We start from the raw sequence: 13,341 nt of genomic DNA on the forward strand, positions 1-13,341 counted from the left end.
CGTGCACAATTCTAGTTGTATGACAACATACAAGATTAATATTCAAACCTCATGACACACATTTCGCATCAAAGAATTTTGTTGACGGGCGCTGCCGGTGGCCTAGGCAAGGCGCTACGTTCGCGCTTGAAGGCCAATTGCCAAGTGCTGCGCTTGAGCGACCGCGAAGCCATGGACCCAGCGCAAGCCGGTGAAGAAGTTGTGCAGGCCGATTTGGCCGACGCGCAAGCGGTTTCACAAATGGTGGCGGGTTGCCAAGCCATCGTGCACTTGGGGGGCGTGTCGGTTGAGGCGCCGTGGGAGCCCATCTTGCAAGCCAACATCGTGGGTTTGTACAACTTGTACGAAGCTGCGCGTGTGCACGGCGTCAAGCGTGTGGTGTTTGCCAGCTCCAACCACGTCATGGGTTATTACAAACAAAACGAAGTAGTGGACGCGCTCACGCCGCCGCGCCCAGATGGCTTGTATGGCCTGAGTAAAGCCTTTGGCGAAGATCTCGCACGCTTGTACTTTGATCGCGATGGCATCGAGACTGCTTGTGTGCGCATTGGCTCCTCGTTCCCCGAGCCCAAAGACCGCCGCATGCTGGCCACTTGGATGAGCTATGACGATTTGCATCGCCTCGTTACCGCCTGTTTGACCACGCCCGTGCTCGGCCACTCCATCATTTACGGCACATCCGACAACAGCACCTGCTGGTATGACAACCGTCTGGCCAAGCATGTGGGCTATCGCCCGCAAGACAGCTCTGATGTTTTCCGAGATGCCATACATACCCGCACCCCCGAACCCGATCTGACAGACCCTGCAGTGATTTACCAAGGCGGCGGTTTTGTGAAAACACGCTTCAACTGATTCCACCCATTCCAACACAAGGACACCCTCATGACACCACAAGAACTCAAATCCATCATGTCGCATGGCTTGCTGTCATTTCCTTTGACAGACTTTGACGCCAATGGCGACTTCAACAAGAAGGGTTATATCGACCGCTTGGAGTGGCTCGCACCTTACGGCGCATCGGCCTTGTTTGCAGCCGGTGGCACGGGTGAGTTTTTCTCTCTCACGGCTGAGGAATATCCAGGAATCATCAAGACTGCTGTGGATACTTGTAAAGGCAAAGTGCCGATCATTGCGGGCGCAGGCGGCCCCACACGTTTCGCCATTCAATGCGCGCAAGAAGCTGAACGCGCTGGCGCACACGGCATTTTGTTGTTGCCACACTACCTGACCGAAGCAGGCCAGGAAGGTTTGATTTCCCACGTCGAAGCCGTGTGCAAGAGCGTGAAGTTTGGCGTGATTGTTTACAACCGCAATGTGTGCAAGCTCACGCCTGAGTCGCTCGCCATCTTGGCCGATCGTTGCCCCAACTTGATCGGCTTCAAAGACGGTTTGGGTGACATCGAAATGATGAGTTCTATTTACATGAAGATGGGTGACCGTTTTGCCTATCTCGGTGGCTTGCCTACGGCAGAGGTGTATGCCGCCGCTTACAAAGCGCTGGGCACGCCCGTGTATTCATCGGCGGTGTTCAACTTCATTCCCAAAACTGCGATGGACTTCTACCACGCGGTGGCCAACGACGACATGACCACACAGCACCGTTTGCTCAAAGACTTCTTCATGCCGTATTTGGCGATTCGCAATCGCACACAAGGCTACGCCGTGAGCATTGTCAAAGCCGGTGCCAAGTTGGTCGGCCACGATGCAGGCCCCGTGCGTGCACCTTTGACCGACTTGAAGCCTGCCGAAATGGAAGAACTCAACGCTTTGATCAAGCGCTTGGGCCCACAGTAATTTTTCGCCTGTGATTCGTTAACCCCTAGGAGACAACCATGAAATTGAAAGCAACCCTCTTGGCCTTGAGCACTGTGTTTGCCGTGAGTGCACAAGCCACCGAATTTCGTTCGGCCGACATTCACAACTCCGACGATTACCCCACTGTGTTGGCCGTCAAACACATGAGCCAAACGCTGGAAAAACTCAGCGGTGGTAAACACAAAATCAAGGTGTTCAACAAAGGCGCTTTGGGCACCGAAAAAGAAACCATCGACCAAGTGAAGATTGGTGCGTTGGACATGGTGCGTGTGAACGTCGCCCCCATGAACGGCGTGTGCCCCATGACCATGGTGCCCACCATGCCTTTCTTGTTCCGCTCGGTGGACCACATGCGCCACTCATTGGATGGTGCCATCGGTGACGAAATCTTAAAAAGTTGCGAATCCGCAGGCTATGTGGGCTTGGCCTTTTACGACAGCGGTGCCCGCTCGATCTACAGTAAGAAAGCCATCAAAACCGTGGCCGACACCAAGGGCATGAAGATTCGCGTGCAGCAGTCTGACCTGTGGGTGGCTTTGGTTAGTGCCATGGGCGCTAACGCCACGCCCATGCCTTTTGGCGAGGTGTACACCGGTTTGAAAACAGGCTTGATCGATGCGGCAGAAAACAACATCCCATCGTTCGACACGGCTAAGCATGCAGAAGCGGTGAAGGTGTATTCCAAAACCGAACACTCGATGGCGCCTGAAATCTTGTTGATGTCCAAAACCGTGTGGGACAAGTTGACCGCCAACGAGCAAGCCATGGTGCGTCAAGCCGCCAAAGAGTCGGTAGCTGTGGAGCGCAAAGCATGGGACGAACAAGAAGCCAAGTCGTTGGCCAACGTCAAAGCCGCAGGCGTGCAAATTGTGGAAGTCGACAAGAAGTCTTTCCAATCTGTCATGGCCCCTGTGTATGAAAAGTTCATGACCACGCCTGACATGAAGCGCTTGGTCAAGGCGATTCAAGACACTAAGTAAACGCGTTCACCTCATCACTTCTGGAAGAAACATTCATGTTCACTAAATTTTGTGCCGCGGTGTCCAAGCTCAGCTTGTTTCTGGCAGTGGTGGGGCTGATTGCCGTCATCTTGTGCGTGCAATGGCAAGTCATTGGACGCTATGTGTTGAACGACACACCGACCTGGGCTGAGAACTTAGCCTTGTTGTTGGTGTTGTTTGTGACCGCATTTGGGCTCGCCGTGGGCGTGCGCGATGCGGGTCATATTGGTTTGGAATCGTTGGTGGTGTTGTTGCCTGAGGTGTGGCAGCACCGCATTGAGTTGCTGATCCACGCTTTGGTGGGTTTGTTTGGCGTATTGATGGTGCAGGGCGGTTGGCTGTGGGCCAACGCCAAATGGAGCGAGAAAAAACCCATGCTGCCTGTGCCCGATGGCATTGACTATGTGCCCGTCATCATCGCTGGTGCTTTGATTGTGTTGTTCTCTGTCGAGCACATCGTGGCGCTGCTGCGTGGTGAAGAAGTCGAAGCCTCTTGGAATTGAAATCATGGAATTGACCGTACTCACCCTCAGCTTCACGCTGCTTTTGATTTTGGGCGTGCCCGTGGCGTTTGCCATTGGCTTGTCGTCGGTGGCCACCATCGTGGCCGCAGGTTTGCCGATTCCTGTCGTCTTTCAAAAGATGGTGGGCGGCATGCAAGTGTTTTCGTTTTTGGCCATCCCGTTCTTTGTGTTCGCGGGTGAGCTCATGCTCTATGGCGGCATTGCCGATCGCATCGTCAAGTTTGCCAATAGCCTGATCGGCCATGTGCGTGGCGGCTTGGGTATGAGCAACGTGTTGGGTTGCACCATATTTGGCGGTGTGGCGGGTTCGCCTTTGGCCGATGTGTCGGCCATGGGCTCAGTGATGATTCCTTTGATGAAAAAGGAAGGCTACGACGCCGACTACGCGGTGAACGTGACCACGCACGCCGCCTTAGTGGGCGCCATCATGCCGACCTCACACAACATGATCATCTTCACCTTGGCCACGTCGGGCATTGCGTCGGTGAGTGTGTTGGGCTTGATCTTGGCGGGCTTGGTGCCCGCGGTCATTCTTACGCTGTGCAACTTGGCAGCTGCGTATTGGGTGGCGGTGAAACGTGGCTACCCCGTGCATGGCGCGTTCCCGGGTTGGGGTGCGGTCGGCGGCGCGTTTGCTGCTGCATTGCCTGGTTTGCTGGTGGTGGTCATCATTTTGGGTGGCATTTTGTCGGGCGCGTTCACTGCGACCGAGTCTGCCTCCATCGCGGTGGCGTGGGCCTTGTTCGTTACCGCTGTGGTGTATCGCACCATGACACTGCAAAATTTTTTGAAGGCCTGTGCCAAGGCCTGCAAAACCACAGGCGTGGTGTTGCTGTTGATTGGTATTTCCAACTCTTTTGGCTACTTCATGGCTTTGTACGAAGTGCCACAAAAAACGGGTGAGTTGATGCAAATGGTCAGCTCTAGCCCTTGGGTGATTTTCTTGATGATCAACATCTTGTTGTTCATCCTCGGCACCTTCCTTGATATGGCGGCCACGATCCTAATTTGTACGCCCATCTTCATGCCCATTGCCATGCAGTTCGGCATGGACCCCTTGCAGTTCGGCATCCTCATGCTCATCAACTGCGCTTTGGGTTTGAACACACCACCTGTCGGTTCGGTGCAGTTTGTGGGTTGCGCGATTGGGGGTATCTCGGTCGGGCAAGTCATGCGCACGATTGCGCCGTTTTATGGGGCCTTGGGCGCGTGCTTGCTGCTCGTGACTTACGTGCCTGCGTTCTCGTTGTGGCTACCCAACTTGCTTAAGTGAGTTTGACCATGCATCTTGCGTCTCCTGCTTTAGCCATCCGCATGCACCCGCATGACAACGTGGCCATCATCGCCAACGACGGTGGTCTGCCTGCAGGCACCGTCATGCCCGATGGTCCTGCTGCGGGTATTACGCTGCGTGACAAAGTGCCGCAAGGCCATAAGGTTGCATTGACAGACATCGCTGCAGGCGCGGTGGTGCTGCGTTACAACGTGCCCGTGGGCTTTGCCCGCGAAGCGATTGCTGCAGGCAGCTGGGTGCACGAGCGTCTCTTGGACATTCCGCCCGCCCGAGAGTTGCATGGCTTGCCAATGGCCACGAAACCCGCACCCGCGTGGGAGCCGCTTGAGGGCTACACCTTTGAAGGCTATGTGAATGCCGATGGTTCGGTGGGCACGCGCAACCTGCTGGCCATCACCACCACGGTGCAGTGCGTGGCGGGTGTGCTCAAGGTGGCGGTTGAGCGCATCGAGCGCGAGCTGTTGCCGTTCTATCCGAATGTGGACGGCGTGGTAGGCCTGGAGCACACCTACGGTTGCGGTGTAGCGATCGACGCGCCGGGCGCAGAGATACCGATTCGCACGCTGCGCAACATCAGCCTGAACCCCAACTTTGGTGGCGAGGTGATGGTGGTGAGCTTGGGTTGCGAAAAGCTGCAACCTGCGCGTCTGCTGCCGCCCGGCAGCTTTCCGATTCACGATGCACGCGAAACAGAGCAGGGGCCCGACCTCGTGCGCCTACAAGACGACGCGCACGTGGGCTTCATGTCCATGATCGACGATGTGCTGGCGCATGCCAAACCACACCTCGAACGTCTTAACGCTCGCAAGCGACTAACCGTGCCTGCAAGTGCGCTGGTGGTGGGCGTGCAGTGCGGCGGCAGCGACGCGTTTTCGGGTGTGACCGCTAACCCCGCCGTAGGCTACATGGCCGACCTGATCGCCCGCGCTGGTGGCACCGTGATGTTCTCCGAGAACACCGAAGTGCGCGACGCGGTGGAGCAGCTCACCAGCCGCGCCGCCACGCCCCAAGTTGCAGAAGATATCGTGCGCGAACTCGGTTGGTACGACCACTACCTCGACCGTGGCCGTGTGGACCGCACCGCCAACACCACGCCCGGTAACAAGGCCGGTGGCTTGTCCAATATTGCTGAGAAGGCGATGGGCTCCATCATCAAGAGCGGCAGTGGCGCGATTGCCAGCGTGCTTGCGCCCGGCGAGAAGCTCAAGCCCGATCAAAAAGGTTTGGTCTTTGCCGCCACGCCTGCGAGCGACTTCATTTGCGGCACGCTGCAACTGGCCGCTGGCATGAACGTGCATGTGTTCACCACCGGTCGCGGCACGCCTTATGGCTTGCAGGCCTGCCCCGTGGTCAAGGTGGCCACCCGCAGCGATCTGGCCCGCCGCTGGCACGACCTGATGGATTTCAACGCTGGGCAAATTGCCGACGGTGCGATGACGATTGAGGACGCGGGCTGGGCTCTGTTCAAGCAAATGCTCGAAGTGGCCAGTGGCAAAAAAACCTGGGCCGAGCAATGGAGACTACACAACGCGCTGGTGCTATTCAACCCCGCACCAATTACTTAAAAAAGGAGACATGTATGAGAAAAATCATTCTTTCCGTTTGCATGGCTGCACTCAGTGCATCAAGCTTTGCTTGGCCCGATAAAACGGTCACCGTGGTGGTGCCGTTTCCACCAGGTGGTGCGTCCGATTGGATTGGTCGTGCAGTGGCAACTAAGCTGCAAGATAAATTTGGTGGCACATTCATTATTGACAACAAAGCGGGCGCAACAGGCACGATTGGTGCAGGTCTGGTGGCTCGTGCAGCGCCTGATGGGCACACTTTGTTGGTGTCGTCATTGGGTCCTTATGTGATTGCCCCGCATTTGTTGGCCAAAGTGCCCTACGACGCGCAAAAAGACTTTGACTACATCACTGTAGCCGTTCAAGCCCCCAATGTGCTGGTGGTGCCTGCCAATTCACCTTTGAAAAGCATGAGTCAAGTGATTGCGCATTTGAAAGCCAATCCAGACAAGATGACTTTTGCATCCTCTGGCAATGGCAGCAGTGACCACTTGACGGCTGAATTGTTTTGGTTGCAAACCGGCACCTCAGGCATTCATGTGCCCTACAAAGGTGGTGGCCCCGTGATGAGCGATTTGCTCGGCGCTCAAGTGGACTCTTCGTTCATGAACATCAACACCGCGTTGCCACAAATTCAGGCAGGCAAACTGCGTGCCTTGGCCATCACCAGCGCCAAGCGTTCGCCCGTTTTGCCCAATGTACCTACATTGGAAGAAAGCGGCATCAAAGATTGCAACGTGTATTCGTGGCAAGCGGTGGCTGGCCCCAAAGGCATGAACAAAGAACTGAAGAACAAGCTCTACCAAGCCATTTCCGAAGGCTTGAATGAGCCGCAACTCAAAACCAAGTTGTTGGATTTGGGGTTCGAGATTGTGGCCAGTACCCCAGAGCAATTTACAGCTTACCAAGCTGCTGAATTTGCCCGCTGGAAAAAATTGATTGAATCTCGCAATATCAAAGCAGACTGATTTCCCTATGACTTGCCCCATCGTCAAAACCATGCGTGTGATTCCCGTTGCAGGACGGGATGACATGCTCATGAACCTATCTGGCGCACATGCGCCGTTCTTCACACGCAACATCGTCATCGTCACCGACAGCTCGGGCAACACCGGTTTGGGTGAAGTGCCGGGCGGCGAAAAAATTCGTCAAACGCTCGAAGACGCACGCAGCTTGGTGGAGGGGCAGTCGATCGGGAATTTGCAAGCCATCCTGAATCAAATGCGCACCAAGTTTGCTGATCGCGATGCGGGTGGCCGCGGCTTGCAAACCTTTGATTTGCGCACCACGATTCACGCAGTCACTGCCGTGGAATCAGCCTTGCTTGACTTGCAAGGCCAGCACATGAACGTGCCCGTGGCGGCGCTCTTGGGCGAGGGCATGCAACGCGACAAAGTGCAAATGTTGGGCTACCTGTTTTACGTGGGCGACAAACACAAAACCGATTTGCCCTATGTGTCCACCCCCGACGAAGCGGATGATTGGAAACGCTTGCGCCACGAAGTGGCCATGACGCCTGAGGCGGTGGTGCGTTTGGCCGAAGCCGCGCAAAAGCGTTATGGTTTTCAAGACTTCAAACTCAAAGGCGGCGTGTTGCGCGGCGAGGAAGAGGTGGAAACCATTCGCGCTTTACACAAACGTTTTCCTGAAGCACGCATCACGCTCGACCCCAATGGCGGTTGGTTGCTCAAAGACGCGATTCGTCTGATGCGCGACATGCACGGCGTGGTGGCCTATGCCGAAGACCCTTGCGGTGCCGAAGAAGGTTTCTCGGGCCGTGAAGTGATGGCCGAATTCCGCCGTGCCACAGGCTTGCCCACAGCCACCAATATGGTCGCCACTGACTGGCGCCAAATGGTGCATTCGCTCTCGCTGCAAAGCGTGGACATTCCCTTGGCCGACCCACATTTTTGGACGATGGCGGGCTCGGTGCGCGTGGCGCAAACTTGTCGCGATTGGGGGCTCACTTGGGGCTCGCACTCCAACAACCACTTTGACATTTCGCTCGCCATGTTCACGCACGTCGGTGCCGCAGCGCCAGGCAAAGTCACTGCGATTGACACACACTGGATTTGGCAAGACGGCCAACGCCTGACCCAAGCGCCTTTGGAAATTGTGGGTGGCTATGTCGAGGTGCCCAAAAAGCCAGGCTTGGGCATTGAGATTGACATGGTGGAAGTGGACAAGGCCCACGCGCTGTACATGCAACACGGCTTGGGGGCGCGTGATGATGCGATTGCCATGCAATTCCTCATCCCCAACTGGAAATTCGACAACAAGCGACCATGCATGGTCCGTTAATCAGGGAACACACAATGCTTCAATCTTTCAACGCTCGCACACAAGAGCCGTTTGGTGCTGCACTCGCGCCCACCACGGCTGCCGAACTCGAAGCCGCCATCCAAGCGGCGGACCACGCTTTTGACACTTGGCAAGCCAGCGATGGCAACACACGCGCCAAGCTGCTCAACGCGCTGGCCGAAGCCATCGAATACGACCGCGAAAAACTCGTGGAGCTGGCCGATGCCGAAACCGGCTTGGGCCCTGTGCGCTTGAACGGCGAACTCGACCGCACCGCGTTTCAGTTGCGCCGCTTTGCCACGCTTGCGCAAAACGGCGGTGCATTTGCTTTCACAGATGACCCCGCTGTGGCGGGTGGTCCTCCTGTGGGCCACCCCCACATGATGCGCGTGCGTGTGCCTTTGGGCCCTGTGGCCATGTTCTCGGCCAGCAACTTTCCGTTCGCGTTTTCGGTGCTCGGTGGCGACACTGCCTCGGCCTTGGCTGCCGGTTGTTCGGTGGTGGTCAAAGCCCACTCGGGCCACCTGCACACCTCGCAGCGCGTGTTTGAACAAGCGCAACACGCGATTGAAAAACTCGGTATGCCCAAAGGCTTGCTGCAAATGGTGCAGGGCGCTGGCAACGACGTGGGTGTGAATTTGATCAAGCATCCACGCATTGCCGCAGGTGCCTTCACCGGCTCTACACGCGGTGGTGCAGCCTTGCGCGATGCCGCGCGTGCACGCGTGCGTCCCATTCCGTTTTATGGCGAGCTCGGCTCCATCAACCCCGTGGTGGCCACTCCTGCCGCGTTGAAAGTGGGCGGCGATGCATTGGTGCAAACCTTGGCTGGCTCCATCACTTTGGGTTGCGGCCAGTTCTGTACCAACCCCGGTTTGTTGGTGTTGCAACGCAGTGCTGAAAGCACGGAGTTTGTGAACCACTTGGTTGAAGCGTTGAAGACACAAAAGCCGCACGCCATGTTGACCAAAGCCATGCGCCAGTCGCTCGACCATGGCACTGCTGCACAGTTGGCCGCAGGTGCCAAAGCTTTGTTGCACAACCCTGTGAACGACATCAACCCCAATCCTTACTTAGCCGAAGTCGATGCCAAGACCTTCATGGCGCAACACGCCTTGCAAGAAGAAGTGTTTGGCCCCGCCACGCTGATTGTGTGGACCGACTCCGTGGACGAAACGCTTGATGTGTTGCACACCGTGGGCGGCACGCTCACCGTCACGCTGTGGGGAGCGGAGCAAGAAAGCGCAGACACGCATCGCTTGGTGCGCGGCGCTACGGCCATTGCAGGCCGTGTGTTGTTTGCAGGCGTGCCCACGGGTGTGGCTGTGACTGCGGCTCAACAACACGGTGGCCCATGGCCTTCATCCACCGAGCCCATGACCACTTCGGTGGGCGATGCTGCAGTCGACCGCTTTTTGCGCCCCGTGTGTTTACAAGACATGCCTGCTTGGTTGTACAAGCGTCAAGGGCAGCCTTGCTAAAACAAAGGCCACGGATTTTGCAAGCCGCAGCTGTGTTGGTGAGCTGAATTAGACGATCTTCACACTCAGATTAGGCAAGCCGTCGATGTGCATTTCAATCACATCGCCGCGCACCACGGGGCCGACGTTTTCGGGGGTGCCCGAGTAAATGATGTCGCCTGGGAAGAGCTCAAATGCTTCGGAGAGCTTGCTGATTTGTTCGGCGACGGACCAAATCATTTGATTTAAATCGGCTTTTTGTTTCACTTGTCCGTTCACCTTGAGCCAGATGTCGCCCTTGGTGAAGTGTCCTGTTTGCGCCACTTTGTGCACGGCGCCAATAGGCGCTGACTTATCAAAACTTTTGCCAATTTCCCAAGGTTTCTTTTGGTCACCCATGCCGCGTTGTAAATCGCGGCGGGTCATGTCTAAACCCAGCGTGTAGCCATAAACCAAGTCAAGTGCCTTCTCAACAGAAATATTGCGACCGCCTTTGCCCAATAGCGCAACCAGCTCGGCTTCGTAATGGTAATTTTTGGTCAGGGTGGGGTAGGGATGGTCGGCCACTGTGCCCGCGGCCACATACTGAATCGCGTCGGTTGGCTTTTGGAAGAAGAACGGCGGTTCGCGTGTGGGGTCTGAGCCCATCTCGCGTGCGTGTGCGGCGTAGTTGCGGCCAATGCAATAGATGCGTCGAATGGGAAACATCTCATCCGATCCGACGATCGGAATGTAGGTGGCTGGCACCGTGAAAGGCGTTTTGGGTGAGTGTGCTGCAATGCCAGGTGTGGCACAACCCACGAGGGCGCCAGAAGTGACGAGGGCAGAATTCTGAAAGAATTGACGGCGTTTCATGCAGTGTCTCCTTTGTGGCCAGTGTGTGGCGCTAGGGTTGTGTGATGGCGCATTCTTGCTGAATGGCAAGCGTGGCACTAGACGCGATTGACGCCTTGGTTACTCAGTTGGAGTTTGTTTTTTGATGCACGTTTTGTATTCTTTTCGCCGCTGTCCTTATGCCATGCGTGCTCGCTTGGCCTTGTTGTCGAGTGGTGTGGTTTACGAGCATCGAGAGGTGGCCTTGAAGGCAAAACCGGCAGAGATGTTGCAGGCCTCGCCCAAGGGCACGGTGCCGGTGTTGTGCTTGTCTAGTGGTGAGGTGTTGGATCAGAGTTTGGACATCATGTGGTGGGCGCTGCGACACAACGACCCTGAGGGTTGGTTGCCTCGCTCATCACCCATGGCAGAGGAAACGCAAGCGCTGATTGCTGTGAATGACGGGGCTTTCAAAGCACATCTCGATCGTTACAAATACCCGCAACGTTTTGGCTTGGCCAGCGGTGAGGCCGATCGCGATCAGGCGGCCGCATGGTTGCATACCCTCAATGCCCGCTTGCAAGCGCATGCGTTTTTGGCGGGTGAGCAATGGGGGCTGCTCGATGCAAGCATTGCGCCCTTTGTTCGCCAGTTCGCACGCACCGACCGTGCTTGGTTTGATGCGCAAGCTTGGCTGCAACTCATGCAATGGCTGGTGCGTTTTGAAAACTCAGAGGCTTTGGCTGCCGTGATGCACAAGCACCCGCTGTGGGTGTCGTCACAGGCATGAGTGCTGTTCGTGGGCTGTCAACGCACGGCGGTGGGGTGAAGCCGCCTCAAGTCGCTGACTTCAAAAAGCTGATCACCAAGTCCCACTGCGTGGGCACATTGAGTGCGGGCGCGTGACCGCAGCCCGGTACTTCTTCGGTTCGCAACAAGCCTTTGGCCCCAGGCCCGCGTGTGCGCATGGTGTTGATGGTGTCGGGCGAAATCAAATCCGACTGCGCACCACGCAGCGTCATCACCGGAATGTCGAGTGCGTCGTACTCGGTCCACATGGGGTACTCGGGCACTTCACGGAAAAACTGTTGCGTGATGGCCGGGTCGTAATGCGGGGTGACGCGGCCATCGGGCAAACGGCGCGTAGAGGTCTCGCACAAGTGACGCCACTGGGCATCGCTGAGTGCGCCAAAGGGCGCGTAGGCGGCGCGGAAAAACGTTTCGATCTCGGGCACGGTGTCAAACGCGGGCGGCTGGCCTGCGTAGGCTTTGATGCGGTCCACCGCCGCCACCGAAATTTCGGGCGCAATGTCGTTGAACACCAGGCTGCGAATGCGGCCTTTAAAGCCGGGCTGCACCAAGCCTGCCGCACATACCAAGCCGAGGGCTCCGCCCATCGAAGTGCCAATCCAGTGAGCTTGCTGAATGTTCAGTGCTTGCACCATGTCCCACGCGATGTGGGTGTAGGTGACAAAGCTGTAGTCCTCTTTGGGGTCGCGGGCCCATTGGCTCAAGCCTCGGCCAATGGTGTCGGGGCAGACCACGTAGTAGTCGTGGCACAGCTGTTGGGCCAGCCAATCAAAGTCGCGGCCTGTACGGGCGAGGCCATGCCACGCAATGACGGCGGGCTTTGATGCATCGCCCCAGGTGGTGACATGCAAATTGAACGAATGGCAGGTGAGGTAGTGCGAAACAGGTGTCATGGCGGGCCTTGTGAATGGCCATGATTGTGCCCATGCAGGTGGCGCGAGAGGCTCAGCGTTTACCTGAGCGTTTACGATTGCTCCCTATGCAATTGCAAGATATTTTGTTTTCTCAAGGCTTTGGCACGCGCCGCATTTGTGCAGGGCTGATTCAGCAAGGCCATGTGCAGGTTGATTTGGGTGAGGGCTTGGTGCCTTGCGACGACGCCACGCAATGGGTGGATGTGCGCGAGGGCTTGCCCTACCAAGTGCAGGGCGTCAACTGGCCCTACCACGACAAGGCCTATGTGCTGTTGCACAAACCGGCGGGCTACGAGTGTTCGCACAAGCCCTCGGCGTGGCCGAGCATGTACACCTTGCTGCCTGCGCCGCTGCGTTTCCGTCCGCAAAAGGGCGCGGTGCAAGGTGTGCAAGCGGTGGGGCGTTTGGACCAAGACACCACGGGCATGTTGGTGCTCACCGACGATGGGCAGCTGATTCACCGCATGAGCTCGCCGCGCCACCATGTGCCCAAGGTGTATGAGGTGACCACGGCCGATCCGCTGGACGCCAAACAAGTGCAGCGTTTGCTCGACGGCGTGGTGCTGGACGATTCGCCCAAGCCCGTCAAGGCCGCAGCTTGCGAGGCCGTGGCCGAACACCACCTGCGCCTGACTCTGACCGAAGGCAAATACCACCAAGTCAAACGCATGTTGGCGGCGGTGGGTAACAAAGTGGTGGGGCTGCACCGCTCGCAAATTGGCGCCATGCCGCTGCCTGCCGATTTGGCGCCCGGCCAATGGCGCTGGCTGACCCCGGATGAATTGAAGTTATTAGCTACAAACGCTTAACTTCGTGGTGTAGGTGTGGCTTGTTTGCGCTG

At 56.9% G+C, this 13,341-nt stretch carries 13 protein-coding genes; 11 read left to right on the forward strand and 2 right to left on the reverse strand.

Going from position 1 to position 13,341, the window contains the following annotated elements:
* The first annotated feature begins 51 nt into the window (after positions 1 to 51).
* From QMG27_RS04220 to QMG27_RS04260, 9 genes are read left to right on the forward strand one after another with little or no spacing between them, the layout of a single operon-like run.
* Positions 52 to 855 (forward strand): NAD(P)-dependent oxidoreductase, encoded by an 804-nt coding sequence (locus QMG27_RS04220; RefSeq protein ID WP_281813517.1) that lies wholly within the window; start codon positions 52 to 54, stop codon positions 853 to 855.
* Positions 856 to 885: 30 nt separating this feature from the next.
* Positions 886 to 1,797: a 5-dehydro-4-deoxyglucarate dehydratase gene (gene kdgD, locus QMG27_RS04225; protein WP_281813520.1), complete on the forward strand. Its 912-nt coding sequence runs from the start codon at positions 886 to 888 to the stop codon at positions 1,795 to 1,797.
* A 38-nt stretch (positions 1,798 to 1,835) separates the two neighbouring features.
* Positions 1,836 to 2,798: a TRAP transporter substrate-binding protein gene (locus tag QMG27_RS04230; protein WP_281813522.1), complete on the forward strand. Its 963-nt coding sequence runs from the start codon at positions 1,836 to 1,838 to the stop codon at positions 2,796 to 2,798.
* A 35-nt stretch (positions 2,799 to 2,833) separates the two neighbouring features.
* Positions 2,834 to 3,322, forward strand: coding sequence for a TRAP transporter small permease (locus tag QMG27_RS04235; protein WP_281813524.1), 489 nt, complete (start codon positions 2,834 to 2,836; stop codon positions 3,320 to 3,322).
* A gap of 4 nt (positions 3,323 to 3,326) precedes the next feature.
* Entirely contained in the window at positions 3,327 to 4,616 is a 1,290-nt protein-coding gene (locus tag QMG27_RS04240) for a TRAP transporter large permease (RefSeq protein WP_281813526.1), read from the forward strand.
* 8 nt (positions 4,617 to 4,624) lie between these two features.
* Positions 4,625 to 6,202, forward strand: a complete 1,578-nt coding sequence (gene garD, locus QMG27_RS04245) for a galactarate dehydratase (RefSeq protein ID WP_281813528.1) — start codon at positions 4,625 to 4,627, stop codon at positions 6,200 to 6,202.
* A gap of 14 nt (positions 6,203 to 6,216) precedes the next feature.
* A complete protein-coding gene (locus tag QMG27_RS04250) occupies positions 6,217 to 7,170 on the forward strand; it encodes a tripartite tricarboxylate transporter substrate binding protein (protein ID WP_281813530.1) in 954 nt (317 codons plus the stop codon).
* Between the two features lie 7 nt (positions 7,171 to 7,177).
* Positions 7,178 to 8,503 (forward strand): glucarate dehydratase, encoded by a 1,326-nt coding sequence (gudD, locus tag QMG27_RS04255; RefSeq protein WP_281813532.1) that lies wholly within the window; start codon positions 7,178 to 7,180, stop codon positions 8,501 to 8,503.
* 14 nt (positions 8,504 to 8,517) lie between these two features.
* Complete coding sequence (locus QMG27_RS04260) at positions 8,518 to 9,984, forward strand: aldehyde dehydrogenase (NADP(+)) (protein ID WP_281813534.1); 1,467 nt, start codon at positions 8,518 to 8,520, stop codon at positions 9,982 to 9,984.
* Between the two features lie 48 nt (positions 9,985 to 10,032).
* Here the strand turns inward: QMG27_RS04260 and QMG27_RS04265 are convergent, their stop codons facing one another.
* Positions 10,033 to 10,818 carry a fumarylacetoacetate hydrolase family protein gene (locus tag QMG27_RS04265; protein ID WP_281813536.1) on the reverse strand — a complete coding sequence of 262 codons (786 nt, stop codon included), beginning with the start codon at positions 10,816 to 10,818 and terminating at the stop codon, positions 10,033 to 10,035.
* 124 nt (positions 10,819 to 10,942) lie between these two features.
* Between QMG27_RS04265 and QMG27_RS04270 the strand changes: the two genes are divergently transcribed.
* Entirely contained in the window at positions 10,943 to 11,566 is a 624-nt protein-coding gene (locus tag QMG27_RS04270; RefSeq protein ID WP_281813538.1) for a glutathione S-transferase, read from the forward strand.
* A 46-nt stretch (positions 11,567 to 11,612) separates the two neighbouring features.
* Here QMG27_RS04270 and QMG27_RS04275 read toward each other — a convergent pair whose 3' ends face one another.
* Positions 11,613 to 12,479, reverse strand: coding sequence for an alpha/beta hydrolase (locus QMG27_RS04275; protein WP_281813540.1), 867 nt, complete (start codon positions 12,477 to 12,479; stop codon positions 11,613 to 11,615).
* A gap of 86 nt (positions 12,480 to 12,565) precedes the next feature.
* Here QMG27_RS04275 and QMG27_RS04280 point away from each other — a divergent pair, with 86 nt between their 5' ends.
* A complete protein-coding gene (locus tag QMG27_RS04280; RefSeq protein ID WP_281813543.1) occupies positions 12,566 to 13,309 on the forward strand; it encodes a 16S rRNA pseudouridine(516) synthase in 744 nt (247 codons plus the stop codon).
* Positions 13,310 to 13,341: the final 32 nt, after the last annotated feature.

The organism is Limnohabitans sp. MORI2, from assembly GCF_027925025.1.
GTDB lineage: Bacteria > Pseudomonadota > Gammaproteobacteria > Burkholderiales > Burkholderiaceae_C > Limnohabitans.

What these genes read in the sequence shown, in the direction of transcription:
- QMG27_RS04275 (WP_281813540.1), bottom strand. Translation starts at nt 12,479, where the DNA reads ATGACACCTGTTTCGCACTACCTCACCTGCCATTCGTTCAATTTGCAT.
- gudD (WP_281813532.1), top strand. Translation starts at nt 7,178, where the DNA reads ATGACTTGCCCCATCGTCAAAACCATGCGTGTGATTCCCGTTGCAGGA.
- QMG27_RS04240 (WP_281813526.1), top strand. Translation starts at nt 3,327, where the DNA reads ATGGAATTGACCGTACTCACCCTCAGCTTCACGCTGCTTTTGATTTTG.
- QMG27_RS04270 (WP_281813538.1), top strand. Translation starts at nt 10,943, where the DNA reads ATGCACGTTTTGTATTCTTTTCGCCGCTGTCCTTATGCCATGCGTGCT.
- QMG27_RS04265 (WP_281813536.1), bottom strand. Translation starts at nt 10,818, where the DNA reads ATGAAACGCCGTCAATTCTTTCAGAATTCTGCCCTCGTCACTTCTGGC.
- garD (WP_281813528.1), top strand. Translation starts at nt 4,625, where the DNA reads ATGCATCTTGCGTCTCCTGCTTTAGCCATCCGCATGCACCCGCATGAC.
- kdgD (WP_281813520.1), top strand. Translation starts at nt 886, where the DNA reads ATGACACCACAAGAACTCAAATCCATCATGTCGCATGGCTTGCTGTCA.
- QMG27_RS04260 (WP_281813534.1), top strand. Translation starts at nt 8,518, where the DNA reads ATGCTTCAATCTTTCAACGCTCGCACACAAGAGCCGTTTGGTGCTGCA.
- QMG27_RS04230 (WP_281813522.1), top strand. Translation starts at nt 1,836, where the DNA reads ATGAAATTGAAAGCAACCCTCTTGGCCTTGAGCACTGTGTTTGCCGTG.
- QMG27_RS04280 (WP_281813543.1), top strand. Translation starts at nt 12,566, where the DNA reads ATGCAATTGCAAGATATTTTGTTTTCTCAAGGCTTTGGCACGCGCCGC.
- QMG27_RS04250 (WP_281813530.1), top strand. Translation starts at nt 6,217, where the DNA reads ATGAGAAAAATCATTCTTTCCGTTTGCATGGCTGCACTCAGTGCATCA.
- QMG27_RS04235 (WP_281813524.1), top strand. Translation starts at nt 2,834, where the DNA reads ATGTTCACTAAATTTTGTGCCGCGGTGTCCAAGCTCAGCTTGTTTCTG.
- QMG27_RS04220 (WP_281813517.1), top strand. Translation starts at nt 52, where the DNA reads ATGACACACATTTCGCATCAAAGAATTTTGTTGACGGGCGCTGCCGGT.